This window comes from Streptomyces sp. N35, from assembly GCF_016464295.1.
Classification (GTDB): domain Bacteria; phylum Actinomycetota; class Actinomycetes; order Streptomycetales; family Streptomycetaceae; genus Streptomyces.
Map to the genome: position 1 here is coordinate 32,299 of NZ_JAEIMH010000007.1, position 25,817 is coordinate 58,115.

Below are 25,817 nucleotides of genomic sequence, written 5' to 3' on the forward strand. Positions count from 1 at the left end.
CCGTCGCGGAGGCGACGGGCCGCGTAGCGATGGATGTCGGGCGCGTACCGGTCGTAGAGCTGGGCGAACGACTCCGGCTGCGCCAGCGAGCGGTGGATCACCTCCGCGTCGCCCTCGAGCGCGATCGCTCTGTTCACTTGGCCTCCCCCTGCCGAACTGCTCCGGTGTGCTCACCCCCTGTTACCCGCAGCACCGAAGGCAGTTCACGCGGCCGGTCCGCCAACAGCACCGCACACCCCGCGCCCACCGCCAGGACCGCACACAGCGGCCACAGCAGTCCGGGCGCGGCACCGAGCACCGCGCCGCCGATGGGCGCGGCAAGGACCGTACCGCTGACCGAGACGCCCGCGTACAGGCTCTGGAAACGACCCTGCACATGTTCGGGCGCCTGGTCCGCGACATAGGCGGTGGCCGTGGTCTTGTAGAGGATCTCACCGAGGGTGAGCAGGGTCATCGTGGCGATCGCCGAGGCGAGCACCGTCCCCGGGATCAGCAGCGCGTACCCCGCGCCGACGAGGACCAGACCGCAGCCGACGATGCGCAGGGGCGGGCGGCTCTTCAGGGCGAGCGCGACGGGGAGTTCGAGCAGCAGGATCAGCCCGCCGTTGATCGCGATCATCCAGCCGTACACCCGGGCGTCCATGCCGTGCTCGGCGAGGTGGACGGGGAAGGTCGTGTACAGCTGCCGGTAGACGAGGTCGACGACCAGGATCGCGCCGAGCAGCACCAACACCCCGGGCCTGGCGCGCAGTTCGGGCCACAGCTTGCCGGCGCCGCGGACCGCGGGGGCCTTGACGGCTCCGCGCGCCGGCACCATCCGGGCGGTCCAGCAGGCGAAGACCAGCGTGCCGATCCCGTCCGCGACGAACAGCCAATCGTACGAGATCGAGGTGGCGACCAGTGCGCCGAGCGGCGGTCCGATGGTGAACCCGCCGTTGGACGCGGCCCGGATCACGGCGAAGGCCTGCCGGCGCCCGCCTTCCGGGACGAGGACCGCGACGAGCGCGGAGTTCGCGGCACGGACCACGCCCGTCGCGTACTCGGCGAGCGGCAGGGCGAGATACAGCGCGGCGACGGGGAGCAGCGGCAGTACGGCGAGCAGGAGGCCGGCGGACACGGCCGCGACCAGGAGGACGCGCCGGTGTCCGAAGCGGTCCCCGTACCAGCCGCCGGTGAAGTTCCCCGCGACCACGCCCAGGCCGCCGAGCCCGCTGATCAGGCCCGCCTCGGTGACGGGCAGGCCGCGCGGGCCGGTCAGATACAGGAAGACATAGACGAACGTGAAGCTCACGACCGCGTTGACGAACACCCCCGCCGCTAGCAGCCATACGGCTCGCGGCACCACCCCACCTATACGCAACGCACCCACCCCACGAGTCAGTTCCTTTTGGGAACTGACTATGGCAGCATAATGAGCGGCAGGTCAACGGGAGCCGGGCAGCACGCAGGACGCCGCACGGGACACCGCGAAGGCGCCGCACAGGGCACCGCGAAAGGATGGCCATGGCACGCAGGACGAGCCTCGGCGACGCCGAGTGCGCCATCGCCCAGGCGCTGGATGTGGTCGGCGACTGGTGGACGCTCCTGATCGTCCGCGACTCCGCGCGCGGCGCCCACCGCTTCGAGGAGCTCCAGCGCGAACTCGGCATGTCCCGCAAGGTCCTCGCCGAACGCCTGAAGCTCCTCGTCGACGCGGGCGTCCTGGAGAAGGTTCCGTACCAGGAGCGCCCGGTACGCCATGAGTACCGCCTCACGCCCCGCGGCCGCGGCCTGCTGCCGGTGCTGATCGCACTCCAGGACTGGGGAGACACCTGGGTGCTCGGAGAAGGGGAACTGATGGCCACGGCCACCGACACATCACGCGAAGCCGCGCGGATCCACGCGCTGCGCGGCACCCGCGTACCAGACGACGTCCAACTCGTCGGCGGCGACGGGCAGTTGCACGATCCGGTGTCCTCACAGACACCCTTCACCGTCCTGTACTGCTTCCCCGGCGCGTACGCCCGCAGCGAGTCCTATCCGCCGGGCTGGTCCGGTATCCCGGGCGCCCCCGGCTGCACTCTCGAATCGTGCACGTACCGCGACCAGCTCGCCGAGTTCACCGCGGCCGGCGCCTCGGTGCACGGCGTCTCGACCCAACGCCCCGACGAACAGCGCGCGTTCGCCGAGAAGGAGCGGCTGCGCTTCCCGCTGCTCTCGGACGCCGACCTGGCGCTCGCGGCGGCCCTGCGCCTTCCGACCTTCCGCGCCGCCGGAGTGAGCCGCCTCAAGCGGCTGACGCTGGTGATCGACCGCGAGCGGGTGATCCGCGAGGTCTTCTATCCGGTCACGGACATCGCGGCGAGCGTGGCCGCGGCACTCGACGCGGTACGGGAGCGGCATAGGGATATCCCCCGCTCGAGCGAGGCCGAGAGCTTGGCGAAGGGTCAGCTGCCCGTACGCCTTGACGACTGACCTTCACGACCGGGGCCGCGGCTCTCACGCCACCATCCGGCGCAGCATCTCCCGCGTATAGGCCTCGTCGAACTCCCCGCCCGTCAGGAGCACTTGCAGGCAGATCCCGTCGAGCAGCGCGACGACCGCCCGCGCCGTGACCCGGTCCACGCGGCGGACGAGGATCTCCTCGACCGAGGCGCACCACTCGGCCGCGACGGGCCTCAGCGCGGGGCGGCGCAGCGCGGCGAGATACAGCTCGTATTCGAGCTCGACGCCGGTGCGGTCGCCGCCGAGCCACTCCCCCGTCAACTGGGCCAGCTCCGCGGCCAGATCGGCATCCGGCGCGAGCAGCGACGCACGTTCGCGCACCGCCTTGCCGAAGCCCTCGTTGGTCTGGCGCAGCGCGGCGACCATCAGATCGTCGAGGGTCTTGAAGTGATACGTGGTGGAGCCGAGCGGCACGTCGGCCTCGGCCGCGACCGAGCGATGGCTGAGCCCGCCGATGCCCTTCTTCCCCACGACGCGGATCGCGGCGTCGATGATCCGCTGGCGCCGGTCCGGGTCGTATCTGCGGGCCATCAGCGCGCCCCGTCCTCGCGAGCCATCAGCGCACCCCATCCCCGTGGGCCATCGGCGCACCCCGTCCCGCGGGCCATCAGTGCGCCCCGCCGAGATTGAGCAGCACCACACCGCCGATGACCAGGACAATCCCGATGAGCTTGGCCGGACTCGTGGACTCCCCGAGGAAGAGCATGCCGATCACGGCGACGGCCGCGGTGCCGATGCCCGCCCAGATCGCATAGGCCGTACCGACCTGCATCGTCTTGAGCGTCTGCGCGAGCAGCGAGAAGGCGAGCAGATAGCCGGCGACCGTGGCCAGCGAGGGCCAGAGCTTGGTGAAGCCCTCGCTGTACTTCATGGCCGTGGTGCCGGCCACCTCCGCCGCGATCGCCGCGGCCAGCAGTCCGTATCCCATGTGTACGAGTGTACGCAACGTTGCGTACGGGTGTACATAACCGCGCACGGGACCTTGAGCGGGCCGTTGGGCCCTGCCGCCGGCCACCCTGCGGCGGCCAGACTGATGCGGTTTGCCCACCCCACACCCCCTTCGACCCGCAGGAGAACAGGACGTGCCGCACCCCGGCTGGGCCCCGCTCGCCCCGTACGCTCCCCCACCGCCCCAGCCGGGCGTGATCCCGCTGGCCCCGCTCTCGCTCGGCGACTGCTTCGCGGCGCTGCCCGCCCTCGCGCGCCGCTACTGGCGTCCGCTGATCGGCCTGGGCGCCGCGGCCTTCGGCCTCGTCTACGCGGTCACGTATCTCTACTCGGCCGCCGCCGTCCTGTACCTGGGCTCCGACGACCCGTACATCGATCTCGACCGGGGCCTGAGCGGCGCTCTCCTCACGGTCGTGGCCATCGCGGTGGCCGTCGGCGCGCTGCTCACCCTCCTGTCCCACGCGTTCGTCAGCGCCCTGTGCCCGGCCGTACTGCGGCAGGCGGTGCTCGGCCGCCCCGCGCCGACCGCGGACACGGGCCGCCGCGCGCTGCGCCGCGTCCCCGCGCTCATCGGGACGCTGCTCCTGATGACACTGGCCTGCGCGCTGCCCGTCCTCGCGGTCGCGGCGCTCACGCTGCTGTCCGGCCCGGCCACCATGCTGCTGCTCCTGGCAGCGCTGCCGTTCCTCGTCTGGTTCTGGATCCGCTGCAGCCTCGCGCCCGCCGTCGTCGTCCTGGAAGGCGCGGGTCCGCTGACCGCTCTGCGCCGCTCCTTCCGTCTCGTACGGGGTTCCTGGTGGCGGATATTCGGGATCCAGCTCCTGATGAGCGTGCTCGGCACGGTGGCCGCGACGGCGCTGGTCCTGCCGTTCGACGCGCTCGGCGCGGCTCTGCCGGCGTACGGAGACACGGTCGAGTTCCTGCTCGGCGGCCTGCTGCTGCTCCCGACCGTGGCCGGTGTCCTGCTGTCGACGCTGGTGTCACAGCTGACGGTCGCCCTGCTCTACACCGACCTGCGCATCCGCCGCGAAGGCCTCGCACCGGCCCTTGCGGAAGCGGCGTACTCCCCCCGCCGACCCCTGTCCGACCTGGGCTAACGTATGCCGTCCGAACAAGGGAACGGAAGGCAGCGATGGCGCACCAGGGGTGGGGACCGCAGGGGCCATACGGTCCGCAGGGGCCATACGGTCCGCACGGACCGCAGGGACCGCACGGTCCCTACGGCTGGGGTGGCTGGCAGCCGCCTCCGCCGCAGCCGGGAGTCATCCCGCTGGCACCCCTGGATATCGGGAAGATCTACAACGGTGCGTTCTCGACGATCGGGCGGTACGCGAAGCAGCTGTTCGGCGTGATGGGCGCGGGCCTCGTCCTGCTCGTCGCCGCCATCGCCGGCTCGTTCGCGCTGGTCTGGGTCGTCGTCGAGGACAACTGGCAGGCGGTGATGGACGCCGACCGGCCGACGTGGTCCCTGCTCAGCCCGATCGTGACCGCCATCGTGGTGGCGTACGCGGTGCTCCTTGTACTCACCTTGCTGGTGAACTCCTTCCTCACCGCCGTCAGCCCGGTCGTCCTCGAACACGCCGCGCTCGGCCGGCGCACCACCTTCGGTGCGGTCTGGCGCCGCGCCTGGTCCCGTACACCGGCGGTGCTCGGTGTCAGCGTGCTCACGTATCTGCTGATCGCGATCCCGGTCGTCCTGTTCTTCCTGTTCTGGATCAGCCTGGTCGTCGCGGTCGTGGCGACCGACAGCAGCTTCCTCTCGATCGGGTCCGTGTTCCTCCTCGGGCTGCTGATCATGCCGCTGGTGACGTGGCTCCTTGTGTCGTTCTCCTTCGCTCCTGCCGCCGCGGTTCTTGAATCGGCCGGTCCGATCACCGCCTTGAAGCGCTCGTACCGGCTGGTCCGCGGCGCGTGGTGGCGCACGTTCGGCATCCTGCTGCTCACCTGGATCATGGTGATGTTCGCAGGGTGGATCGTGCAGATCCCGCTGATGTTCGCGGGCCCGCAGCCCTCGTACGACACCTACGGCCCGTACGACGAACCGCCCGCCGATTTCGGCACGTTGCTCACCGACGTGTACGGCGACTCCTTGGGCGGTCTGTGGACCTATCTGATTCTCGGCGCCGTGGTCGGCATGGTGGTCCAGCTGCTCGCCACGGCCTTCACACAGCTGGTCGGCGGGCTCCTCTACATCGACCAGCGCATCCGTCGAGAGGGCCTCGCCGAGGGCCTGGCCCGGGCGGCCGCACAGCAGTAACGGCGCATACGAAACGCCCAGCAGTAACGAGGCATACGAAACGCCCAGCAGCAGGGGCGCATACGAAAGGGGATCCGCACCCAACGGGGCGGGTGCCCTTTCCCGGACGAAACAACTGGGACGCCCTGCCCGTACGAACGAACACCGACGTTGAACCCGAGCGCCCGAAGCTGCTCGCGGCCTTCGTCCGTGATCTTGTCCGGGCCCCACGGCGGCATCCAGACCCAGTTGATCCGGAGCTCGTTGACGATGCCGTCGGTGGCCGACTTGGCCTGGTCCTCGATGACATCGGTCAGCGGACAGGCCGCGGACGTCAGCGTCATGTCGAGGGTGGCGATGTTGGCGTCGTCGATGTGGATGCCGTAGATGAGGCCGAGGTTGACCACGTCGATGCCCAGCTCGGGGTCGACGACGTCGTACAGCGCCTCGCGCACCTCTTCTTCGGAGGCGGGCTTCAGGGTGGCAGTGCTCTCGTCGCTCATGCGGACTTCCTCTCGGCGGGCTCGGACTCCCCCAGAGCCTGGGCGGTCGCGTCCTTCCACGCCATCCAGCTCAGGAGCGCGCACTTCACGCGCGCCGGGTACTTGGAGACACCGGCGAACGCGACCGCGTCCTCCAGGATCTCCTCCATCGCGTCATCGGGCTCAAGCTTGCCCTTGGACTGCATCAGCTCCAGGAAGGTGCCCTGGATCTGCTGCGCCTCGGCGAGGTCCTTGCCGACCAGGAGGTCGTTGAGGACGGAGGCGGAGGCCTGGCTGATGGAGCAGCCCTGGCCCTCGTACGAGACATCGGCGATCCGCGTGCCGTCGTACTTCACACGGAGCGTGATCTCGTCACCGCAGGTCGGGTTGACGTGGTGCACCTCGGCGTCGCCATCCCGAAGACCGCGCCCGTGCGGGTGCTTGTAGTGGTCCAGGATGACTTCCTGGTACATCGAGTCAAGCTTCACGATTCGGGGCTCCTCAGCCGAAGAAGTTCCGTACGTGCTCCAGGCCCTCGACCAAGGCGTCGACCTCGGCGGGAGTGGAGTACAGATAGAACGACGCTCGCGTGGTCGCAGGAATTCCGTACCGCAGGCAGACCGGCCGCGCGCAGTGGTGGCCGACCCGGACCGCGATGCCCTGCTCGTCGAGGACCTGGCCCACGTCGTGCGGGTGGATGTCGCCGAGCGTGAAGGAGATCGCGGCGCCGCGGTCCTCCGCGGTGACCGGACCGATGATCTTGAGGTCCGGCACTTCGAGGAGGCGCTTGACCGCGTACTCGGTGATCGCCTGCTCGTGGCGGTAGATGTTCTCCATGCCGATCGCGTTCAGGTAGTCCACGGCCGCACCGAGGCCGACGGCCTGGGCGATCGGCGGCGTACCGGCCTCGAACTTGTGCGGCGCGGGCGCGTACGTCGACGAGCTCATCGACACGGTCTCGATCATCTCGCCGCCGCCGAGGAACGGCGGCAGGTCCTCGAGCAGCTCCTGGCGTCCCCACAGCACACCGATGCCGGTCGGGCCGCACATCTTGTGGCCGGTGAAGGCCACGAAGTCGGCCTGCAGCGCCTGCACGTCGAGCGGCATGTGCGGGGCGGCCTGCGAGGCGTCGATGAGGACGAGGGCGCCGACCTCCTGGGCGCGGCGCACGATGGCCTCGACCGGGTTGTGCGTGCCCAGGATGTTGGAGACGAGCACGAAGGAGACGATCTTCGTCTTCTCCGTGATGACCTCGTTGATGTTGCTCAGGTCGAGGCGGCCGTCGTCCGTGAGACCGAACCACTTCAGCTTCGCGCCGGTGCGCTGCGAGAGCAGCTGCCACGGAACGATGTTGGAGTGGTGCTCCATCTCCGTGATGACGATCTCGGTCTCGTGGTCGACCTTGTAGGGCTCGTCGGCCCAACCGAGCATGTTCGCCACGAGGTTGAGGGATTCCGAGGCGTTCTTGGTGAAGATCACCTCGTCGCGGGAGGGCGCGTTGATGAACTCCGCGACCTTGTCCCGCGCACCCTCGTACAGCGCCGTGGCCTCCTCGGCGAGGACGTGCACGCCGCGATGGACATTGGCGTTGTGCCGCTCGTAGTACTCGGTGAGCGCGTCGAGCACCTGGCGCGGCTTCTGCGAAGTCGCCGCGTTGTCCAGGTACACAAGCTTCTTGCCGTCGTGGATCACACGGTCCAGGGCGGGGAAGTCCTTGCGGATCGCCTCTGTGTCGAGGAGGCCCGGCAGCTGTGTCATACGGTGGCGCCGCCCTTCGTGTACTTCTCGTAGCCCTCGGCCTCGAGGGTGTCGGCCAGCTCGGGGCCGCCGGACTCGACGATCTTGCCGCCCGCGAAGACGTGCACGAAGTCGGGCTTGATGTAGCGCAGGATGCGCGTGTAGTGCGTGATCAGCAGGGTGCCGACCTCGCCCGTCTCACGGACGCGGTTGACGCCGTCGGAGACGGTGCGCAGGGCGTCGACGTCGAGGCCGGAGTCGGTCTCGTCGAGGATCGCGATCTTCGGCTTGAGAAGCTCCATCTGCAGGATCTCGTGGCGCTTCTTCTCACCGCCGGAGAAGCCCTCGTTCACGTTGCGCTCGGCGAAGGCCGGGTCCATCTGGAGCTGCTCCATCGCGGACTTGACCTCCTTCACCCAGGTGCGCAGCTTGGGGGCCTCGCCGCGGATCGCCGTCGCCGACGTACGCAGGAAGTTGGAGACCGAGACACCGGGGACCTCGACCGGGTACTGCATGGCGAGGAACATGCCGGCGCGGGCACGCTCGTCGACCTCCATGGCGAGGACGTCCTCGCCGTCCAGGGTGACGGTGCCCTGGGTGATCGTGTACTTCGGGTGACCGGCGATCGAGTAGGCGAGCGTCGACTTGCCAGAGCCGTTGGGGCCCATGATGGCGTGCGTCTCGCCCTGCTTCACGGTCAGGTCGACACCCTTGAGAATTTCCTTGGTGCCGTTCTCGACCTCGACGGTGACGTGCAGGTCGCGGATTTCAAGCGTTGCCATGGTGCCTCAGGACTCCTGGGTGACGGAGACGAGCACATCGTCCCCTTCGATCTGTACGGGGTATACGGGGACGGGGCGCGTCGCGGGAAGGCCGGACGGCTTGCCGGTACGGAGGTCGAACGCGGAGCCGTGCAGCCAGCACTCGATCTGGCAGTCCTCCACCTCGCCCTCGGACAGCGAGACGTTCGCGTGCGAGCAGATGTCGTGGATCGCGAACACCTCGCCCTCTGTCTTGACGAGCGAGACCGGCGTGCCGTCGAGTTCCACCCGCTTCGGGGTGTCCTCCTCCAGCTCGCTCAGCGCGCAGGCTTTGACGAAGGCGGACATCAGACGGACGCCTCGAGCTCTTCCTCGATCTTCGCGATGAGGCGCTCCTCGATGTCCTTGACACCGATCTGCTGGACCAGCTCGGCGAAGAAGCCGCGCACGACGAGGCGGCGGGCCTCGACCTGCGGGATGCCGCGGGCCATCAGGTAGAAGAGCTGCTCGTCGTCGAAGCGGCCGGTCGCACTCGCGTGCCCTGCGCCGACGATCTCGCCGGTCTCGATCTCGAGGTTCGGCACGGAGTCGACCCGGGCGCCGTCGGTCAGAACCAGGTTGCGGTTCATCTCGTACGTGTCCGTGCCCTCGGCCGCGGCCTCGATGAGGACGTCGCCGATCCACACGGCGTGCGCCTGCTCGCCCTGCAGCGCGCCCTTGTAGACGACGTTGGACTTGCAGTTCGGCACGTTGTGGTCGACCAGGAGGCGGTGCTCCTGGTGCTGTCCCGCGTCCGTGAAGTACAGGCCGAGCAGCTCGGCGTCGCCGCCGGGGCCGGTGTACTCGACGCGCGGGTGCAGCCGGACCAGATCGCCGCCGAAGGTCACGACGACCGACTTGAAGGTGGCGTCGCGGCCGAGCTTCGCGTTGTGCTGCGAGCAGTGCACCGCGGTGTCGTCCCAGTCCTGCACGGAGACGAAGGTGACCTTCGCGCCGTCGCCGATCAGGAAGTCCACGTTGGCGGCCCGCACACCGTCACCGGTGTGGTCGACCACGATGACAGCCTCGGCGAAGGCACCGATGTCGAACACGGTGTGCCCGAAGGTGGTGCCGCCCTCGCCGTGCAGCGATACGCGCACGGGCTCGGTGAGCACGGCCTCCTTGGGCACCGTGATGACGGTGGCCTTCTCGAAGGAGGAGTACGCCTGCGCGGCGATCCGGTCGACCGGCGTACCCGCCTTGCCGACCCGCTCGTCGTCACGGGTCACCGACTCGACGGTGACACCCTCGGGCGCGTCGACCTGCGCCTTGATGGCGCCGTCCGCCTTCGCGGTGCCGTCGTGCAGACCCTTGAGGCGCTCCAGCGGCGTGAACCGCCACTCCTCCTCACGGCCGTACGGGACCGGGAAGTCCGCGACGTCGAAGGACGGGGGCGCGCTCATGCGGGTGGCGACGGTGGACTCCGCCGCCACCGCGACGGCACCGGCGGTCGTGGATCCGACCGGGATGTTCTGAGCCTCAGCCATGGCTGTCGTAGTGCTCTCTTTCTTACGTAAGTGGCGTGATGGAGACGGTGGTTGGCGGCCCCGGAGGGCCGCCGGCCCGGGGGGCCTTAACCGACCGCACCCTCCATCTGCAGCTCGATCAGCCGGTTGAGCTCCAGGGCGTACTCCATGGGCAGCTCCTTGGCGATCGGCTCGACGAAGCCGCGCACGATCATGGCCATGGCCTCGAACTCGGTCATGCCGCGGCTCATCAGGTAGAAGAGCTGGTCCTCGGAGACCTTGGAGACGGTCGCCTCGTGACCCATGGACACGTCGTCCTCGCGGACGTCCACGTAGGGGTACGTGTCCGAGCGGGAGATCTGGTCCACGAGCAGCGCGTCACAGAGCACGTTGGACTTGGAGCCCGGAGCGCCCTCGCCGATCTCGACCAGACCGCGGTACGAGGTACGGCCGCCACCACGGGCCACCGACTTCGACACGATGTTGGACGAGGTGTTCGGCGCCATGTGCACCATCTTGGAACCGGCGTCCTGGTGCTGGCCCTCGCCCGCGAAGGCGATGGACAGCGTCTCGCCCTTGGCGTGCTCGCCCATCAGGTAGACGGCCGGGTACTTCATGGTGACCTTGGAACCGATGTTGCCGTCGATCCACTCCATGGTCGCGCCCTCGTACGCCACGGCGCGCTTGGTGACCAGGTTGTAGACGTTGTTCGACCAGTTCTGGATCGTCGTGTAGCGGCAGCGGCCGCCCTTCTTCACGATGATCTCGACGACCGCGGAGTGCAGCGAGTCCGAGGAGTAGATCGGCGCGGTGCAGCCCTCGACGTAGTGGACGTAGGCGTCCTCGTCGACGATGATCAGCGTCCGCTCGAACTGGCCCATGTTCTCCGTGTTGATACGGAAGTAGGCCTGCAGCGGGATCTCGACATGTACGCCCTTGGGGACGTAGATGAACGATCCGCCGGACCACACGGCCGTGTTCAGCGACGCGAACTTGTTGTCGCCGACCGGGATGACGGTGCCGAAGTACTCCTTGAAGAGCTCCTCGTGCTCCTTCAGCGCGGTGTCGGTGTCGACGAAGATGACGCCCTGCTCCTCCAGGTCCTCACGGATCTGGTGGTAGACGACCTCGGACTCGTACTGGGCCGCGACACCCGCGACGAGGCGCTGCTTCTCCGCCTCCGGGATGCCGAGCTTGTCGTACGTGTTCTTGATGTCCTCGGGCAGCTCTTCCCAGGAAGCGGCCTGCTTCTCGGTGGAGCGCACGAAGTACTTGATGTTGTCGAAGTCGATGCCGGAGAGGTCGGAGCCCCAGGTCGGCATGGGCTTCTTGCCGAACAGGCGAAGACCCTTGAGACGGAGCTTGGTCATCCACTCCGGCTCGTTCTTCTTGGACGAGATGTCGAGGACGACATCCTCGTTGAGACCGCGCTTGGCAGCCTGGCCGGCCGCGTCGGAGTCGGCCCAGCCGTACTCGTACTTACCCAGTCCCTCGAGTTCGGGGTGGGCAGTCTCCTCGATGGGGAGAGTCATGCGGGGTTCCTCCCGGCCGTGCTTGCTGTGGTGGTCTGGTCTTGCGTGGTTTCGGTGTCTTTACGAGGAATGAACGTCGTACAGACGCCGTCCCCGTGGGCGATGGTGGCCAGTCGCTGCACATGAGTGCCGAGCAGACGGCTGAAGAACTCCGTCTCCGCCTCGCACAGCTGCGGAAACTGCTCGGCGACATGAGCGACCGGGCAGTGGTGCTGACACAGCTGCTCGCCGACCGGTGCGCTACGCGCAGTGGCAGCGTACCCGTCCGCGCTCAGGGCCCTGGCCAGGGCCTCTGTGCGGGCTTGCGGCGGTACGTTCTCCAGGGCCTCGCGGTACCCCTCGGCCTGGGCGGCAAGACGGGCCCGGGCGAAGGCGGCGACGGCCGCGTCCCCGAGCTCCCCGCCGCCTGCGGACTGCGAGATCCAGCGCAGGGCTTCGGCGGCGAGCTTGTCGTAGGACTGGTCGAAGGCGTCCCGGCCGCAGTCCGTCAGGGCGAACACCTTGGCGGGCCTGCCGCGCGTCCGAGCGCCGTAGACCCGCTTCTCACGGGGTTCCACGACATCGTCGGCGACCAGGGCGTCGAGGTGACGGCGGACGGCGGCCTGCGTGAGACCCAGACGGGCGGCGAGGTCGGCCACGGTGGACGGGCCGTGGTCCAGGATGGAGCGCGCGACGCGGTTGCGCGTGGAGCGCTCACCGGTCCCGAGCTCCTCCTGCGGGGCCCCCGCAGGAGCCTCCGAAGCCTCGCCCACGTTTTTCACAACGCCCTTGTTGCGTAATTCCTCCGGCCCCGACAACCGGCCTGGTGGCAGGGGCGGGGTGCGGTGCATCACTTAGGGATACCTAAGTGGATACGCAGGGTGACGAGAGGTGAACCCCGAGGTCACTCGGCCTGTCGTATCGGCTCAGAGATCCTCTTCGCGTTCGGGCCTTCCCATGAACCAGTACGAGCCGGCCACGAGCAGTCCGCCGCCGACGATATTGCCCGGCACGGTGAACACGAGATTGCGCAGCAGATCGCCGATGCCGGCGCCGCCGTCGAGGATCGAGAGCGCGAAGAGCGCCATGTTGGCCACGCAGTGCTCGAAGCCCACGGCGACGAACACCAGGACCGGGATCCAGAGCACGAAGATCTTCGCGCCGTCGCCCTTGGCCCGGTAGAACATCCAGATCGCGAGGCAGACGAGGAAGTTGCAGAGCACCGCGCGCCAGAACAGCTGACCGCCGTCGAGCGCTTCCTTGCCGTGGATCATCTCGGCGAGCATCGCGCGGGCGGGAGCGGTGGAGACCACCCCGGAGGCGTGGACCATCGCGCCGAAGAGGAAAGCGCCGACGAAGTTGCCGAACAGGGAAGTGGCCCAGCTGCCCACCAGGTCCTTGGCGCCCGTGCGGCCGGTGAGCGCACCGATCAGCATCACCATGACGTTGCTCGTGAACAGCTGGGCGCCCGCGAACATCACGATGGTCAGCGCAATCGGGAAGACCAGGCCTTCGAGCAGCTTCGTGGCCGCGGAACCGGCCGAGACGAAGGGCGAGATCGCGACGAGGAGGAGCACCTCGCCGATGCCTATGTACGCGCCCGCAAGGACCGCGGAGACGAAGTAACGGGGAGGGGTCCGCCGCAGGTCGTGCGCCTTGTGGGCGGCCTGCTCGGACGTCTCTGCCACGTTTTTCGCAATGCTGGTCACATATCGACGTTAGGACCGCCAGGGTCCTGCTTCGGTCAGAAAAGGTCACCAATGACCGGACCTGCGGACCCGGCGGACAGGGACCTGCGACCCGTCCCTAGACTCTGTCCTCATGCGAAGCGAGCCCGTCGTCACGCTCACCGAACTGGTGAAGCGCTACGGCAGCAAGACCGCCGTCGACGGCCTGGCCCTGGAGGCTTCGGCGGGTGTCACCGCCGTCCTCGGTCCCAACGGCGCCGGCAAGACGACCACCGTCGAGACCTGTGAGGGCTACCGGAAGCCGGACGCCGGCACCGTCCGCGTCCTCGGCCTCGACCCGGTGCGACAGGCCGCCGAGCTGCGCCCCCGGATCGGCGTGATGCTCCAGTCCGGCGGCGTCTACTCCGGCGCCCGCGCCGACGAGATGCTCCGCCACATCGCCAAGCTGCACGCCCACCCGCTCGACGTGGACGCCCTGATCGAGCGTCTGGGCCTGGGCAGTTGCGGCCGTACGACCTACCGCCGGCTCTCCGGCGGCCAGCAGCAGCGCCTCGCGCTCGCGCTCGCCCTGGTGGGGCGGCCCGGACTGGGCTTCCCCCGCGAGCCGGCCGCGGGCCCCCGCCCGCAGGCGCGCAGGGCCACTTGGGAGCTCGTACGGGAGCTGCGCGCCGACGGCGTCAGCGTCATCCTCACCACGCACCACATGGACGAGGCCGAACAGCTCGCCGACGACGTCGCCATCATCGACGCGGGCAAGGTCATCGCCCAGGGCAGCCCCGAACAGCTCTGCAAGGGCGGCGCCGAGAACACCCTGCGCTTCTCCGGACGCCCGGGTCTCGACGTCGCCTCGCTCCTGAAGGCCCTGCCGATGGACACGCTCGCCGCCGAGCTCACCCCGGGTTCGTACCGCGTCACCGGCACCGTCGACCCGCAGCTGCTGGCGACCGTGACGTCCTGGTGCGCCCAGCACGGGGTGATGCCGGACCGGATCGCGGTCGAACGGCACACCCTCGAAGACGTCTTCCTGGAGCTGACCGGTAAGGAGCTGCGCGGATGAGCGCGGGTACGTATGCGCCCAAGCCGGGTGCCGCACCGATGTCCCGGATGATCACGGCACAGGCGGCCTTCGAGACGAAGATGCTCCTGCGCAACGGCGAGCAGCTGCTGCTCACCGTGGTGATCCCGTCCCTGCTCCTGGTGCTCTTCTCGACGGTCGACATCACGGACACGGGCTCGGGCAAGGCGGTCGACTTCCTCGCCCCCGGCATCCTCGCCCTCGCCGTGATGTCCACCGCGTTCACCGGTCAGGCCATCTCGACCGGCTTCGAGCGGCGGTACGGAGTGCTCAAGCGGCTCGGCACCTCGCCGCTGCCGCGCTGGGCCCTGATGACCGCGAAGACCCTCTCCGTCCTGGCCGTCGAGGTCCTGCAGATCGCGCTGCTCACCGCGATCGCCTTCGGCCTCGGCTGGTCCCCGCAGGGCAACCCCCTGTCCGTCCTCCTCCTGCTGATCCTCGGCACCGCGGCCTTCTCGGGTCTCGGCCTGCTCATGGCGGGGACGTTGAAGGCCGAGGCCACCCTCGCCGCCGCCAACCTGGTCTTCCTGCTGCTCCTGGTCGGCGGCGGGGTGATCGTCCCGCTGGACAAGTTCCCGGACGCCGCCCAGTCCGTGCTCGGGCTGCTGCCCATCTCGGCGCTCTCCGACGGTCTGCGCGATGTGCTGCAGCACGGCGCGGGGATCCCGTGGGGCAACCTCGGGATCCTCGCCGTGTGGTCGGTGCTCGGACTGGGTGCGGCGGCGCGGTTCTTCCGCTGGGAGTGAGCCGCTGGTGGCCAGGCGCTGGGGGTCAGGCGCTGGTTGGCCAGGCGCTGGTTGGCCAGGCGCCCCTACAGGCGCCGCTTGGCCCACCAGAAGCTGAACCCGGTGAGCCCGAGCGCGAGTGCCAGATAGATCCCCGTCTCGGCCCACTGGAACGGCCAGTAGCGGCTGGACGGGTGGTACGTCGCCTCCTGCCGGTATCCCAGCCGGTTCGCCGTATCGGTGACGCACTGCATGGCCTTCGCGGGCTGCCGCGGGGCGTCGCACTTCGCCATGTCCGCGTCCGGCAGATCGATCACGGCCACGGTGCGGCCGTCCTTGTCGACGGTACGGCTGGACAGGATCCATGCGCCGGCGTCCGCCACGCTCGCCTGCACATGCAGCAGTCCGCCTTCGCCGACGCCGTCGATATTGGCCGTGGAGAACGCCGCGGTCGCCTTGACCGGCTCGGCCAGGTTCGGCCGTACGAACACCGGCATCGCGATCTGCACCAGCGCGAAGGCGGCCAGCGTGATCGCCATGGCGGGCAGCGCACGGCGGACCAGCATCCCGACGGTCACCCCGAGGGCGAACGCGAAGGCCGCGTAGCCGACCGGGACGATGCCCCGGGTGGCGAACACGATGGCCTCGAGGCGCGGATAGCTGCTGACGGCACTCTTGTCGAGCGGGCTCGCCCACCATGTGACGGCCAGCGTGCCGATCCCCGCCGCGACCATGGTGGCCAGACCCACCAGCGCGATCTTGACGGCGAACCAGCGGGTGCGGCGCACGCTCTGGGTCAGAGCCATCCGGATCGTGCCGGTCTCCAACTCCCGTGCGACGAGCGGCGCGCCCCAGAACAGGCCGATCAGACCGGGCAGCAGGAGCAGCAATCCGCTGACCCCGAGAAAGGCGGACTGGTGGCTGTCGAGGAACCGGTCGAGGAAGCGCGTGCACCCCGCCTCCTGCCCGGTGCAGGCCGCGATCCCCTGCGCGTAGTCGTCGGCCAGGCCGGGCCCGGTGAACGCGAGCGCCGCCGCGAACGCCGTGAGTACTCCGGCCATCATCAGGGCGGAGCCCCGGAACTGCCGCAATGTCAGCCAGATCATCGCTGCACCTCCAGCCGCGGCCGCCGGACGACGGGGGCGGACTTGTCCATGTAGGCGAGGACCAGGTCCTCCAGATTGATCCCGTCCACGCTCCAGCTCGGATCGTGGATCGGCTCCTGAGTCCGTACGAGAAGCGTGGTCTGCCGGTCGGTGTGGCTGGCGGAGATCACCTGCTGGCTTCCCGGCAGCGTCGCCGGATCGCGCCGCGCCCCGACCAGCCGGTGATGGGTGGCGAGCAGCTCGTCCAGATCACCGGCGACCTGCACCCGGGAGTCGACGAGCACCACCAGGTAGTCGCAGGCACGCTCCACGTCGGAGACGAGATGCGAGGAGAGCACGACGCTCAGCTCCTGCTCGGCGACCGCTTCCATGAGCAGCTGCATGAACTCCCGCCGCGCGAGGGGGTCGAGGGAGGCGACCGGCTCGTCCAGGATGAGCAGTTCGGGCCGCTTGGCCAGCGCCATGGTGAGCGCGAGCTGGGCACGCTGACCGCCGGACAGGGTGCCGGCGCGCTGCTTCGGATCGAGTCCCAGGCGGTCGATGCGCTCCCGCGCGACCGCGTCGTCCCACCCCGGGTTGAGCCGTCGGCCGAGGGTGAGGTGGTCGGCGACGCTGAGACGCCCGTACGTCGGGGTGTCCTGGGCGACGAAACCCACCCGGGCGAGCTGGGTCACATCGCCGGCGGGCGGACCGCCGCACACCTCGATGCTGCCGCTGCTCGGCGCGAGCAGCCCGGCCGCCAGGTTCAACAGGGTCGATTTGCCCGCCCCGTTGGGACCGACCAGACCGATCACCCGGCCCGCCGGCAACTCCAGATCGCAGTCCTGCAGCGCCCAGCGCTGCCGGTACTTCTTGCCCAGGCCGCGGGCCCGTATGACGGTGCTCACGCTACTTCCTCTCCGGCACCGCGAAAGGTGCTCAGGAACAGGGCCTCGATGCTCTCCTCGTCGAGTCCGGCCAGCCGTGCCTTGGTGAGCCAGCGCTCGAGCTCCTTGCGCAGCGGGCCGTGCGCGGACAGCGACTTGTCGGCGAGGGTGCGGGTCACGAACGTCCCGACGCCGGGGCGCGCGGCCACGAGTCCCTTGTGCTCCAGCTCGCGGTACGCCTTGAGGACGGTGTTGGGATTGATCGCCAGCTGGCTCGCCACGTCCTTGACGGTCGGCAGCCGGTCCCCCTCCTTGAGCAGTCCGAGCCTCAGCGCATGCCGCACCTGCTGGACGAGCTGCTGATACGGGGAGAGACCCGAGCGGCCGTTCAGATGGAACTCGATCACGACGGCGCCTCCATTTATCTAGTTGCCTAGCACTTTAGGCTCCTAGGCTCAGCAACCGTCAAGACCTGCGTCACGTCCCGCCGTAGACAAAAAGGACTCAACTGTCACCAACCGGGCGCCACATATCGACCCTCGTGAAAACTTGCACAAGCCACCCCCCTACGATGGGCGCGTGCCAAACGTGACCCGAGCCGATGTCGCTCAAGCCGTGCGCAACCCGCTCGCCTACATCGCCGAGCGCTGGACCCCGTCACCGCGGATCCTCCAGCGCGCGATCCTCGCGTCGCTCGTGATGAACGTCGTGATCGTCGTGACGGGCGGCGCCGTCCGCCTGTCCGGTTCGGGCCTCGGCTGCCCGACCTGGCCCAAGTGCACCGACGACTCGCTCACCGCGACCGCCGAGATGGGCTTCCACGGCGTGATCGAGTTCGGCAACCGCATGCTGGCGTACGTCCTGTGCGCGGCCGTCGGCTGGGCGATCATCGCGGCACGCTCGACGAAGCCCCACCGCCGGGGCGTCACCCGGCTCGGCTGGCTGCAGTTCTGGCTGGTCATGGCGAATGCGGTGCTCGGCGGCATCGTGGTCCTCGTCGGCCTCAACCCGTACACCGTGGCCTCCCACTTCCTGCTCTCGACCACGCTGATCACGGTCGCGACCGTGATGTGGCAGCGCGCCCGCGAAGGCGACGGCGCTCCGCGTCCGCTGGTCGGCAAGTCCGTGCGCCAGCTGGTGTGGTTCCTGACGGTCGCGGCCGGACTGCTCGTCGCCGTCGGCACCGTGGTCACCGGCGCGGGCCCGCACGCGGGAGACTCGAGCGAGGTGCACCGCATCCCGCTGAACTGGGAGGACGTCTCCAAGCTGCACGCGGTGCTGGCCTGGGTCGTGGTCTCCCTGACCTTCGCCCTGTGGTTCGTCCTCAAGGCCGTCGACGCCCCGCCCGGACCGCTGCGCCGCACCCGCGACCTGTTCCTGATCCTGCTCGCGCAGGGCGTGATCGGTTACGTCCAGTACTTCACGGATCTGCCCGAGGTCCTGGTCGGCGCCCACATGCTCGGCTCGTGTCTGGTGTGGATCGCGATCGTCCGCGTCGTGCTCGCCCTGCGCGAGCGCCCCGAGCTCGAGCTCTCGGTCCCCGCCCAGGGCGAGGCCCAACTGACGAGCGCGCGCTAGTCCCTTCGCCCTCCCGCGGGCACCCGATGTCAGCGCCCCCTCCTAAGGTGAACCCGATCTTGCCGGGTACGGACGAAGGTGGGGGCCATGGGGGCCAGCGGTTGGCAGTACGTCACTCCGTACGAGGGGTCGGTCGAAGCGTCCTTGGCGGCGCTGCACGCCCGGGTCTTCGCCGAGGACTACGGCGACGACGAAGCGTACGAGTCACTCGACGACCTGTGGGACGACGAGGAGTTCATGGGCGAGGAGGGGACGCACTCCATCCTCGACATCCAGCGCGTCGTGTACATGAGCAGTGCGCCGGCACCGACGAACTCCGACGACTACGCGACCCTGCGCCCGGTCGGCCCCGACCGCGTCAGGCACCACTTCGGCACGGAGCGGCCGACACCCGCGCAGTTCGAGGCCCTGCTCGTCCAGGCGCACGAGTCGCTCTCGCAGACCTGGCCCCGCACCGCGAACACCCTGCTCGACGAGCCGCACATGCGCTGGACCGGCCTGTTCGTGCTCCTGTACGCGGAAGCCGGCGACCGGGAGCCGAGCCATGTGGGGATCTTCGGCTACTCCGGCGACTGACCGCGGCACCCGGCGCAGGGCACAGTGCGCACGGTCAGGGCGCGGCAAGCCCGTACACCCGCCGGGCGTTCCCCGCCGCGATCATCCCCGCGACCCGGTCCGCGTCCGCACGGGACCAGGCGCCCTCGGACACCCAGCCGCCGAGCACCCGGCCGAGCGCCTCGCGGAACAACCGGGCGGCGACCACGTGCAGTTCGGGCAGCCCGCGGGCGCCGCTGGAGAAGAGGAGCTTGCCGAACGGGACGAGCTCGAGGATCTCGGCGAGCAGGGCGGTCGCGCGGGCGCCGGTGCGGACGAGCGCGGGGCCCAGGTCCGTATAGACATGCGGGAAGACGCCGGCGAGATGGGCGGCGTGGCGGTGGTACGGGTAGCCGTGCATCAGGATCAGGTCCGTGCCGAGCCCGGCCGTGGCCCGTGCGAAACGGGTGAGGTAGTGCTGGGGGTTGCTCGCCCCCGAGTGCAGTTGCAGCGGCAGCCCGCTGGCGACGGCGATCCACAGCAGATGGCGCAGGAGTACGGGATCGGTCAGTTCACCGCCCACCTGGCGCGCCGCGATCCACCGTCCCGCGGCCCCGCGCACTTCGCCCGCGTCCGGCGGTTCGGGGGCGAGAGCGAGCCCGTGGCGTTCGCCGGCGACCGAGGTGAACGCGACCGCGGTGGACGCCGCACCGTGCACGGACTCGGCGAGATTGGCGAGGAAGGATTCCACGGTCCCTGACGTGTCCGCCACCTGCTCGGCCAGGAGTTCCAGACGGACGATCTCGTGCGCCGACGCCCCGCCCGCCGCCCCCAGTTCGGCGGGTCCCGTCAGGTCCTCGGGCAGCCCGGTATCGACGAGATACGTGGTGATCCCGCTGCCCCCGAGCAACCGCCGCCCCGCCTCGACCACACCCAGTTCACGGCGCCGCGCCAGATAGTGCGGCGCCGGGCAGTGCGGTTCGAGGCCGAGCAGGGGCGGACACCAGCGGCGTACGGCGAAGCCCGTCTGGGTGTCGAAGAAGGTGGTGCCCGGGGCGGGCGGGCCCTCTCCGCGCCCGAGATGGGACTCGAACGTGCCGAGGCCGAGCTCGGTGCGCAGTACGCCGTGGCAGTACTGGTCCACCAGGGACGGGGTGTCGATCATCCGGGGCTCCCTGTGCTGGACCGTCGTTCCTTACGGTCCTAACGCCGAAGCCCGCTCCAGGTGTTGCTAGACAGGGGCTAGGCCTTGTTCTTCGGACCGCCGAGCTGCATGCCGGCCATCCGCGTCCACTCGTAGGGGCCGGTCTTCACCTTCGCCGCGAACTCGCCGTCGAAGTCCTCGTGCACGGTGACCCCGGCCTTCGCGACCGCGGCCTCGGCCACCGCGTGGCTGGTCGCGAACAGGTCGCCCCAGCCGCCGTCCTGTCCGACGAGCACGATCCGCGTGCCGCGCTCCCCCACATAGGCGAGCTGCGCCTCGGCCCCGCCGTGCTCCTTGGCGAACGCGCCGATCCGCTTGGCCAGCTTGGCCGCCGTCCGCTCGTCCCTGGTGTCCCGGGCCGTCGCGTCCTGGGCCGTCGCGTCCTGGGCCGCCGTCTCCGTCTTCGTCTCTGCCATGGCCCAGATGCTACCGACGGGTAGATCAACGCGCGACGCCCGCCCGCAGTGTCCTCGGCCACGCGGCCGTGCCCATTCCCCTTGCGAGCCGCCCGTGGTACCACCTCTGCCCATGGGCGACTCCGTCGTGGTGGGCATCGGCTATCCGCCTCATTGGGATGTACGGCCCGAGGGCGCCCTTGCCGCCGACCTCGCCGCGACCGCGGCCCTTGACCCGCGTATCGAGCTGGTCGACTGCCGTTACGTCGAGCCCGACTCCCTGCGCACGGCCCGCAGCGCACCACCGCCGCATGGCCACTTGCGCGACCTGGCACCGGAACTGACCCGTCCCCAGCGCGAGTTGTTCGCCCGCGCCGAGGTGATCCTCACCACAGACCTCCCCTTCGGCATCACCTCGCTCGCCCCCGGCCTCCGCTGGGTCCAGGGCATCGGCGCGGGGGTCGGCCAGCTCCTGTCGGCCGACCTGGGCGAGATCAGGGTGACCACGGCGGCCGGGGTGAACGCCGCGTCCGTCGCCGAGTTCGCCCTGGCCCGCCTGCTCGAGCACGCCAAGCGGCTACGGGAGATCGACGAGGTCCAGCGGATACGCGGCCCCCGGCGCCCCTTCGGCACCCAGCTCGGCGGCCGCACCCTCGGCGTGATCGGGCTCGGCCGGATCGGCACCCGTATCGCCGCCGGTGCGCATGCGCTCGGGATGCGGGTCCTTGCCGTCCGCAGGGACAGCGCGGCACCCCGCCCGGCCTGCGTCGACGAGGTGTACGCGCCTTCGCGGCTCCTCGCGTTCCTGCCCCGCTGCGACGCGGTGATCGCCGCCGCCCCCGAGACCCGGGACACCGCGGACCTGATGGACGCGCGGGCCTTCGCGGCCATGCGGCCGGGCTCGTTCTTCTGCAATGTGGGGCGCGGCTCGCTCGTCGACGAGGCCGCCCTGATCGAGGCCCTGGACTCGGGTCACCTGGCCGGCGCGGCCCTCGACGTGACCCGCGAGGAACCACTGCCTTCAGGCAGCCCGCTGTACGACGCACCACGGCTGGCCCTGTCGCCGCATGTGGCGACGGCCGCCGGCGAGCACTTCACGGGTGTGTTCGCGCTGTTCCGCGAGAACCTGAGCCGCTACCTGAGCGGGCGTCCGCTCCTCAACGAGGTCGACAAGAACCTCGGCTACTGACGACGGGAGACCTGGAGATGAGCGAGCGCGTCCTCGGCGACATCGCCACGAAGCTGCTCTTCGAGAACGACCGCGTACGGGTCTGGGAGCTGCGCCTGGCCCCCGGCGAGCGCAGCGCGGTCCACCGCCACGACCTCGACCATCTCCTGATCCAGATCTCCGGCGACCGGATCGCCATCGAACCCGAGCCGGACTCGGCCGGCCCGTTCAAGGAGTACCTGGCGGCGGACGTGGTCCCGGGCGCGGTGATCCCGGTGGACCGGGGCGGCATCGAGACGGCGGTCAACGTGGGCGAGCGGCCGTACCGCGAGATCATCGTCGAACTGAAGGACTGAACGCCGAAGGGGGCACGGGGCCTGAGCCCCGTGCCCCCTTCGGCAGAAAACTCAGCAGAAAACTCAGCGCAGGAAGGGATCCACCGCGACCGCCACGAACAGCAGCGACACATAGGTGATCGACCAGTGGAACAGCCGCATCTCCTTGAGCTTCGCCCCCGTGGCCTCGGCATTCGCCCGGTTCTGGAGACTGTGCGCCTCCCAGAGCCAGAACCCGCCCGCGAGCAGCGCCACCGCCGTGTAGAACCACCCGGTGTAGCCGAGCGGGGTGAGCAGCAGCGAAGCGCCGACCATCACCCAGCTGTAGAGCACGATCTGCCGGGCGACCACCTTGTTGGAGGCGACGACCGGAAGCATGGGCACACCGGCGCGCGCGTAGTCGTCCTTGACCTTCATCGACAGCGGCCAGTAGTGCGGCGGCGTCCAGAAGAACATCACCAGGAAGAGGATGACCGGCGCGTACGACATCGAGTTGGTGACCGAGGACCAGCCGATGAGGACCGGCATACAGCCCGCGATCCCGCCCCACACGATGTTCTGCGAGGTCCGCCGCTTCAGGATCATCGTGTAGACGACCGAGTAGAAGAGCAGTGCGCCGAGCGCCAGCCAGGCAGACAGCCAGTTGACCGCGAAGCCGAAGAGCAGCGTGGAGCCGATCGCGAGGGCGATGCCGAAGGCGAGGCACTCGCGCGGGCTCACCATCCCGGTGACCAGGGGCCGCTGCGACGTGCGCTCCATGAGCGCGTCGATGTCGCGGTCGTACCACATGTTCAGGGCGTTGGCCCCGCCCGCCGACAGATAGCCGCCGAGGCAGGTCACGAGGACCAGCCACAGATCCGGCACACCCTGCTCGGCGAGGAACATCACCGGCACCGTCGTGATGAGCAGCAGCTCGATGATCCGCGGCTTCGTCAAAGCGACGAACGCCATGACCCGGGCCTTCAGTGGCCGACGGCTCGTGCTCGTCGTGCTCAGCACACCCGCAGGACGGGATTCAACGGCCGTCACGCACACCCCTGACAGAGACTCCCAGCGAGCCACGTCGGACGTCCGTCGATGTGAACACCCGGTAAAGGCTCGCGCGTACCAGGCCACTGTAGAGGTTGGCCATACCTCGCTCACCGCGGGGGTGGGTCGTGTTGGCAGACCGGCCCGTTCGGCGGTCCGGCCGTCTTCCGGAGGCGAATCCGCCCGGCGCCCGGCACCCTGGAATGAGTCGAAAAAATGCACGGCCCAACGGCGGTAGGCTCGGCAGCACGAGCCAGGTGGCGCAGGCCATCGGGCTCGTGACCCGACCGGCGCACGCCCGCCGGTTTCGACATGTGGAGCATGTGGAGAGGAGCCCTGACCCAGGGTGAGCACCAAGCCGACCACCACAGACCTCGAGTGGACCGACCTCGACCAGCGCGCCGTAGATACGGGACGCATCCTGGCCGCGGATGCCGTACAGAAGGTCGGCAACGGCCATCCTGGTACGGCCATGAGCCTGTCCCCCGCCGCGTACACCCTGTTCCAGAAGGTGATGCGGCATGACCCGGCCGACCCGGAGTGGGTGGGGCGCGACCGTTTCGTGCTCTCCGCCGGTCACTCGTCTCTGACGCTGTACATCCAGCTCTACCTGGCCGGCTTCGGTCTCGAGCTCGATGACCTCAAGGCCTTCCGCACCTGGGGCTCCAAGACCCCCGGCCACCCGGAGTACGGCCACACCGCCGGCGTCGAGACCACCACGGGTCCGCTCGGCCAGGGTGTCGCCAACGCCGTGGGCATGGCGATGGCCTCCCGCTACGAGCGCGGTCTGTTCGACCCCGAGGCCCCGGCGGGCGAGAGCCCGTTCGACCACTACATCTACGCGATCGCCGGTGACGGCTGCCTCCAGGAGGGCATCTCCGCCGAGGCCTCCTCGCTCGCGGGTCACCAGAAGCTCGGCAACCTGGTCCTGCTGTGGGACGACAACCACATCTCGATCGAGGGCGACACCGAGACCGCGGTCTCCGAGGACACCTGCAAGCGCTACGAGGCGTACGGCTGGCACGTCCAGCGCGTCGACCCGAAGCCCGACGGTGACCTGGACCCCGAGGCGCTGTACAACGCGATCGCGGCCGCGAAGGCCGTCACGGACAAGCCGTCCTTCATCGCGATGCGCTCGATCATCGCCTGGCCCGCCCCGAACGCCCAGAACACCGAGGCCGCGCACGGCTCGGCGCTCGGCGACGACGAGGTGGCGGCCACCAAGCGCGTGCTCGGCTTCGACCCGGAGCAGAGCTTCGAGGTATCCGACGAGGTCATCGCGCACACCCGCGGCGCTCTGGCGCGCGGCGCCGAGGCCCGGGGCGAGTGGGACAAGTCCCTCGCCGCCTGGCGCACCGCCAACCCGGAGCGCGCCGCCGAGTTCGACCGGATCAACGCGGGCGAGCTGCCGGCCGGCTGGGAGGAGAAGCTCCCCGAGTTCGAGACCGGCAAGGGGGTCGCGACGCGTGCCGCGTCCGGCAAGATCCTGCAGGCGCTCGGCGCGGTGATCCCGGAGCTGTGGGGCGGTTCGGCCGACCTCGCGGGCTCCAACAACACCACGATCGACAAGACGAGTTCCTTCCTTCCCGAGGGCAACCCGCTGCCGGAGGCCGACCCGTACGGCCGCACGATCCACTTCGGCATCCGCGAGCACGCCATGGCCGCGGCCATGAACGGCATCGCGCTGCACGGCCACACCCGCATCTTCGGCGGCACCTTCCTGGTGTTCTCGGACTACATGCGCAACGCGGTGCGCCTGTCCGCGCTGATGCACCTGCCGGTCACGTACGTGTGGACGCATGACTCCATCGGTCTCGGCGAGGACGGCCCGACGCACCAGCCGGTCGAGCACCTGGCCGCGCTGCGCGCGATCCCGGGCCTGAACGTGGTCCGCCCGGCCGACGCCAACGAGACCGCGATCGCCTGGCGCGAGATCCTGCGCCGCGGCAAGAAGGACTACGGCAAGAGCGCCCCGCACGGCCTCGCGCTGACCCGTCAGGGTGTCCCGACGTACGAGCGCAACGAGGATGCCGTCAAGGGCGGTTACGTCCTGTTCGAGGCCTCCAAGGAGACTCCGGACGTGGTCCTCATCGCCACCGGTTCCGAGGTCCAGCTGGCCGTCGGCGCGCGGGAGGCCCTCGAAGCCGAGGGCGTCGCCACCCGCGTCGTGTCGATGCCGTGCGTCGAGTGGTTCGAGGCCCAGGACCAGGGGTACCGGGACAGCGTCCTGCCGCCGTCCGTCAAGGCGCGGGTCGCGGTCGAGGCCGGTATCGGTCTGACCTGGCACCGCTTCGTCGGGGATGCCGGCCGCATCGTCTCGCTCGAGCACTTCGGTGCCTCGGCCGACGGCAAGGTGCTCTTCCAGGAGTTCGGCCTGACCGCCGACGCGGTCACCGCCGCCGCCAAGGAATCTCTGGCAGCCGTTCAGCGCTGACGCCCATAGACGCTTC

27 protein-coding genes and 2 pseudogenes are annotated in these 25,817 nt (G+C 69.5%); 10 read left to right on the forward strand and 19 right to left on the reverse strand.

The genetic code is table 11. The annotated features are described in order from the left end of the window. Positions 1-137 (reverse strand): annotated as a pseudogene (locus JAO81_RS42250) (RNA polymerase subunit sigma-70); the annotation flags it as partial. Then, on the reverse strand, positions 134-1,369 hold the full coding sequence (locus JAO81_RS05910; protein WP_374194262.1) for an MFS transporter: 1,236 nt from the start codon (positions 1,367-1,369) through the stop codon (positions 134-136). The gene JAO81_RS05910 and the pseudogene JAO81_RS42250, both read right to left, overlap by 4 nt. Positions 1,370-1,503: 134 nt before the next feature. Here JAO81_RS05910 and JAO81_RS05915 point away from each other — a divergent pair, with 134 nt between their 5' ends. After that, positions 1,504-2,454: a winged helix-turn-helix transcriptional regulator gene (locus JAO81_RS05915; RefSeq protein ID WP_199546700.1), complete on the forward strand. Its 951-nt coding sequence runs from the start codon at positions 1,504-1,506 to the stop codon at positions 2,452-2,454. 24 nt (positions 2,455-2,478) lie between these two features. On the opposite strand, the gene JAO81_RS05920 is transcribed toward JAO81_RS05915, so the two are convergent. Both JAO81_RS05920 and JAO81_RS05925 read right to left on the reverse strand, forming a co-directional pair. Next, the gene (locus JAO81_RS05920) at positions 2,479-3,015 is read right to left on the reverse strand and encodes a TetR/AcrR family transcriptional regulator (protein ID WP_199546701.1); all 537 of its coding nucleotides are present in this window, start codon (positions 3,013-3,015) and stop codon (positions 2,479-2,481) included. Between the two features lie 76 nt (positions 3,016-3,091). Next, positions 3,092-3,412, reverse strand: a complete 321-nt coding sequence (locus JAO81_RS05925) for a multidrug efflux SMR transporter (RefSeq protein WP_199546702.1) — start codon at positions 3,410-3,412, stop codon at positions 3,092-3,094. A 154-nt stretch (positions 3,413-3,566) separates the two neighbouring features. Here JAO81_RS05925 and JAO81_RS05930 point away from each other — a divergent pair, with 154 nt between their 5' ends. Together JAO81_RS05930 and JAO81_RS05935 are read left to right on the forward strand one after the other, a co-directional pair. Beyond that, on the forward strand, positions 3,567-4,529 hold the full coding sequence (locus JAO81_RS05930; protein WP_199546703.1) for a hypothetical protein: 963 nt from the start codon (positions 3,567-3,569) through the stop codon (positions 4,527-4,529). A 35-nt stretch (positions 4,530-4,564) separates the two neighbouring features. Continuing rightward, complete coding sequence (locus tag JAO81_RS05935) at positions 4,565-5,689, forward strand: collagen-like protein (protein WP_199546704.1); 1,125 nt, start codon at positions 4,565-4,567, stop codon at positions 5,687-5,689. A gap of 146 nt (positions 5,690-5,835) precedes the next feature. Here JAO81_RS05935 and JAO81_RS05940 read toward each other — a convergent pair. The 9 genes and pseudogenes from JAO81_RS05940 to JAO81_RS05980 form a co-directional block, all read right to left on the reverse strand. Then, positions 5,836-6,171, reverse strand: a pseudogene (locus JAO81_RS05940) (metal-sulfur cluster assembly factor); the annotation flags it as partial. After that, entirely contained in the window at positions 6,168-6,638 is a 471-nt protein-coding gene (gene sufU, locus JAO81_RS05945; protein ID WP_199546705.1) for a Fe-S cluster assembly sulfur transfer protein SufU, read from the reverse strand. The pseudogene JAO81_RS05940 and the gene sufU, both read right to left, overlap by 4 nt. A gap of 13 nt (positions 6,639-6,651) precedes the next feature. After that, positions 6,652-7,908: a cysteine desulfurase gene (locus tag JAO81_RS05950; RefSeq protein WP_199546706.1), complete on the reverse strand. Its 1,257-nt coding sequence runs from the start codon at positions 7,906-7,908 to the stop codon at positions 6,652-6,654. Next, positions 7,905-8,669, reverse strand: a complete 765-nt coding sequence (sufC, locus tag JAO81_RS05955) for a Fe-S cluster assembly ATPase SufC (RefSeq protein ID WP_199546707.1) — start codon at positions 8,667-8,669, stop codon at positions 7,905-7,907. The genes JAO81_RS05950 and sufC overlap by 4 nt, the downstream gene beginning before the upstream one ends. 6 nt (positions 8,670-8,675) lie before the next feature. After that, positions 8,676-8,996: a non-heme iron oxygenase ferredoxin subunit gene (locus tag JAO81_RS05960; RefSeq protein WP_199546708.1), complete on the reverse strand. Its 321-nt coding sequence runs from the start codon at positions 8,994-8,996 to the stop codon at positions 8,676-8,678. Continuing rightward, positions 8,996-10,174: a Fe-S cluster assembly protein SufD gene (gene sufD, locus JAO81_RS05965; protein WP_199546709.1), complete on the reverse strand. Its 1,179-nt coding sequence runs from the start codon at positions 10,172-10,174 to the stop codon at positions 8,996-8,998. The genes JAO81_RS05960 and sufD overlap by 1 nt, the downstream gene beginning before the upstream one ends. Positions 10,175-10,260: 86 nt before the next feature. After that, entirely contained in the window at positions 10,261-11,685 is a 1,425-nt protein-coding gene (gene sufB / locus JAO81_RS05970) for a Fe-S cluster assembly protein SufB (RefSeq protein WP_199546710.1), read from the reverse strand. Further along, positions 11,682-12,446, reverse strand: coding sequence for a metalloregulator ArsR/SmtB family transcription factor (locus tag JAO81_RS05975; RefSeq protein WP_165335118.1), 765 nt, complete (start codon positions 12,444-12,446; stop codon positions 11,682-11,684). Before JAO81_RS05975 ends, sufB begins: the two co-directional genes overlap by 4 nt. Positions 12,447-12,590: 144 nt before the next feature. After that, on the reverse strand, positions 12,591-13,352 hold the full coding sequence (locus JAO81_RS05980; protein ID WP_307813162.1) for a formate/nitrite transporter family protein: 762 nt from the start codon (positions 13,350-13,352) through the stop codon (positions 12,591-12,593). A gap of 133 nt (positions 13,353-13,485) precedes the next feature. Here JAO81_RS05980 and JAO81_RS05985 point away from each other — a divergent pair, with 133 nt between their 5' ends. Next, the gene (locus tag JAO81_RS05985; RefSeq protein ID WP_199546712.1) at positions 13,486-14,409 is read left to right on the forward strand and encodes an ABC transporter ATP-binding protein; all 924 of its coding nucleotides are present in this window, start codon (positions 13,486-13,488) and stop codon (positions 14,407-14,409) included. Further along, the gene (locus tag JAO81_RS05990; RefSeq protein ID WP_199546713.1) at positions 14,406-15,173 is read left to right on the forward strand and encodes an ABC transporter permease; all 768 of its coding nucleotides are present in this window, start codon (positions 14,406-14,408) and stop codon (positions 15,171-15,173) included. The genes JAO81_RS05985 and JAO81_RS05990 overlap by 4 nt, the downstream gene beginning before the upstream one ends. A 65-nt stretch (positions 15,174-15,238) precedes the next feature. Here JAO81_RS05990 and JAO81_RS05995 read toward each other — a convergent pair whose 3' ends face one another. The 3 genes from JAO81_RS05995 to JAO81_RS06005 are packed head-to-tail and all read right to left on the reverse strand — an operon-like array spanning position 15,239 to position 17,531. Continuing rightward, on the reverse strand, positions 15,239-16,258 hold the full coding sequence (locus JAO81_RS05995) for an ABC transporter permease subunit (protein ID WP_199546714.1): 1,020 nt from the start codon (positions 16,256-16,258) through the stop codon (positions 15,239-15,241). Further along, the gene (locus JAO81_RS06000) at positions 16,255-17,145 is read right to left on the reverse strand and encodes an ABC transporter ATP-binding protein (protein ID WP_199546715.1); all 891 of its coding nucleotides are present in this window, start codon (positions 17,143-17,145) and stop codon (positions 16,255-16,257) included. The genes JAO81_RS05995 and JAO81_RS06000 overlap by 4 nt, the downstream gene beginning before the upstream one ends. Then, a complete protein-coding gene (locus JAO81_RS06005; protein WP_165335124.1) occupies positions 17,142-17,531 on the reverse strand; it encodes a GntR family transcriptional regulator in 390 nt (129 codons plus the stop codon). The genes JAO81_RS06000 and JAO81_RS06005 overlap by 4 nt, the downstream gene beginning before the upstream one ends. A gap of 172 nt (positions 17,532-17,703) precedes the next feature. Between JAO81_RS06005 and JAO81_RS06010 the strand changes: the two genes are divergently transcribed. Next, positions 17,704-18,702, forward strand: a complete 999-nt coding sequence (locus JAO81_RS06010) for a COX15/CtaA family protein (protein ID WP_307813163.1) — start codon at positions 17,704-17,706, stop codon at positions 18,700-18,702. An 87-nt stretch (positions 18,703-18,789) separates the two neighbouring features. Next, positions 18,790-19,278 carry a hypothetical protein gene (locus tag JAO81_RS06015; RefSeq protein ID WP_199546716.1) on the forward strand — a complete coding sequence of 163 codons (489 nt, stop codon included), beginning with the start codon at positions 18,790-18,792 and terminating at the stop codon, positions 19,276-19,278. A 34-nt stretch (positions 19,279-19,312) separates the two neighbouring features. On the opposite strand, the gene JAO81_RS06020 is transcribed toward JAO81_RS06015, so the two are convergent. Continuing rightward, positions 19,313-20,401 (reverse strand): amidohydrolase family protein, encoded by a 1,089-nt coding sequence (locus JAO81_RS06020; protein WP_199546717.1) that lies wholly within the window; start codon positions 20,399-20,401, stop codon positions 19,313-19,315. A gap of 77 nt (positions 20,402-20,478) precedes the next feature. Next, a complete protein-coding gene (locus JAO81_RS06025; RefSeq protein ID WP_199546718.1) occupies positions 20,479-20,856 on the reverse strand; it encodes a hypothetical protein in 378 nt (125 codons plus the stop codon). A gap of 112 nt (positions 20,857-20,968) precedes the next feature. On the opposite strand from JAO81_RS06025, the gene JAO81_RS06030 reads away from it, so the two are divergent. Together JAO81_RS06030 and JAO81_RS06035 are read left to right on the forward strand one after the other, a co-directional pair. Next, complete coding sequence (locus JAO81_RS06030; RefSeq protein WP_199546719.1) at positions 20,969-22,024, forward strand: D-2-hydroxyacid dehydrogenase; 1,056 nt, start codon at positions 20,969-20,971, stop codon at positions 22,022-22,024. A 17-nt stretch (positions 22,025-22,041) separates the two neighbouring features. Next, positions 22,042-22,359, forward strand: coding sequence for a hypothetical protein (locus JAO81_RS06035; protein WP_199546720.1), 318 nt, complete (start codon positions 22,042-22,044; stop codon positions 22,357-22,359). A gap of 63 nt (positions 22,360-22,422) precedes the next feature. On the opposite strand, the gene JAO81_RS06040 is transcribed toward JAO81_RS06035, so the two are convergent. Continuing rightward, positions 22,423-23,373: a heme o synthase gene (locus JAO81_RS06040; RefSeq protein ID WP_199546798.1), complete on the reverse strand. Its 951-nt coding sequence runs from the start codon at positions 23,371-23,373 to the stop codon at positions 22,423-22,425. A gap of 340 nt (positions 23,374-23,713) precedes the next feature. Here JAO81_RS06040 and tkt point away from each other — a divergent pair, with 340 nt between their 5' ends. After that, entirely contained in the window at positions 23,714-25,801 is a 2,088-nt protein-coding gene (gene tkt, locus JAO81_RS06045) for a transketolase (RefSeq protein ID WP_199546721.1), read from the forward strand. Positions 25,802-25,817: the final 16 nt, after the last annotated feature.

Excerpts from the sequence above, each read along its gene's own strand:
- JAO81_RS05915 (WP_199546700.1), top strand. The coding sequence starts at position 1,504 with ATGGCACGCAGGACGAGCCTCGGCGACGCCGAGTGCGCCATCGCCCAG.
- JAO81_RS05995 (WP_199546714.1), bottom strand. The coding sequence starts at position 16,258 with ATGATCTGGCTGACATTGCGGCAGTTCCGGGGCTCCGCCCTGATGATG.
- JAO81_RS05950 (WP_199546706.1), bottom strand. The coding sequence starts at position 7,908 with ATGACACAGCTGCCGGGCCTCCTCGACACAGAGGCGATCCGCAAGGAC.
- sufB (WP_199546710.1), bottom strand. The coding sequence starts at position 11,685 with ATGACTCTCCCCATCGAGGAGACTGCCCACCCCGAACTCGAGGGACTG.
- JAO81_RS05985 (WP_199546712.1), top strand. The coding sequence starts at position 13,486 with ATGCGAAGCGAGCCCGTCGTCACGCTCACCGAACTGGTGAAGCGCTAC.
- JAO81_RS05960 (WP_199546708.1), bottom strand. The coding sequence starts at position 8,996 with ATGTCCGCCTTCGTCAAAGCCTGCGCGCTGAGCGAGCTGGAGGAGGAC.
- JAO81_RS06025 (WP_199546718.1), bottom strand. The coding sequence starts at position 20,856 with ATGGCAGAGACGAAGACGGAGACGGCGGCCCAGGACGCGACGGCCCAG.
- JAO81_RS05935 (WP_199546704.1), top strand. The coding sequence starts at position 4,565 with ATGGCGCACCAGGGGTGGGGACCGCAGGGGCCATACGGTCCGCAGGGG.
- sufD (WP_199546709.1), bottom strand. The coding sequence starts at position 10,174 with ATGGCTGAGGCTCAGAACATCCCGGTCGGATCCACGACCGCCGGTGCC.
- JAO81_RS06035 (WP_199546720.1), top strand. The coding sequence starts at position 22,042 with ATGAGCGAGCGCGTCCTCGGCGACATCGCCACGAAGCTGCTCTTCGAG.
- JAO81_RS05990 (WP_199546713.1), top strand. The coding sequence starts at position 14,406 with ATGAGCGCGGGTACGTATGCGCCCAAGCCGGGTGCCGCACCGATGTCC.
- JAO81_RS06015 (WP_199546716.1), top strand. The coding sequence starts at position 18,790 with ATGGGGGCCAGCGGTTGGCAGTACGTCACTCCGTACGAGGGGTCGGTC.
- sufC (WP_199546707.1), bottom strand. The coding sequence starts at position 8,669 with ATGGCAACGCTTGAAATCCGCGACCTGCACGTCACCGTCGAGGTCGAG.
- JAO81_RS06020 (WP_199546717.1), bottom strand. The coding sequence starts at position 20,401 with ATGATCGACACCCCGTCCCTGGTGGACCAGTACTGCCACGGCGTACTG.
- JAO81_RS06030 (WP_199546719.1), top strand. The coding sequence starts at position 20,969 with ATGGGCGACTCCGTCGTGGTGGGCATCGGCTATCCGCCTCATTGGGAT.
- JAO81_RS05925 (WP_199546702.1), bottom strand. The coding sequence starts at position 3,412 with ATGGGATACGGACTGCTGGCCGCGGCGATCGCGGCGGAGGTGGCCGGC.
- JAO81_RS05920 (WP_199546701.1), bottom strand. The coding sequence starts at position 3,015 with ATGGCCCGCAGATACGACCCGGACCGGCGCCAGCGGATCATCGACGCC.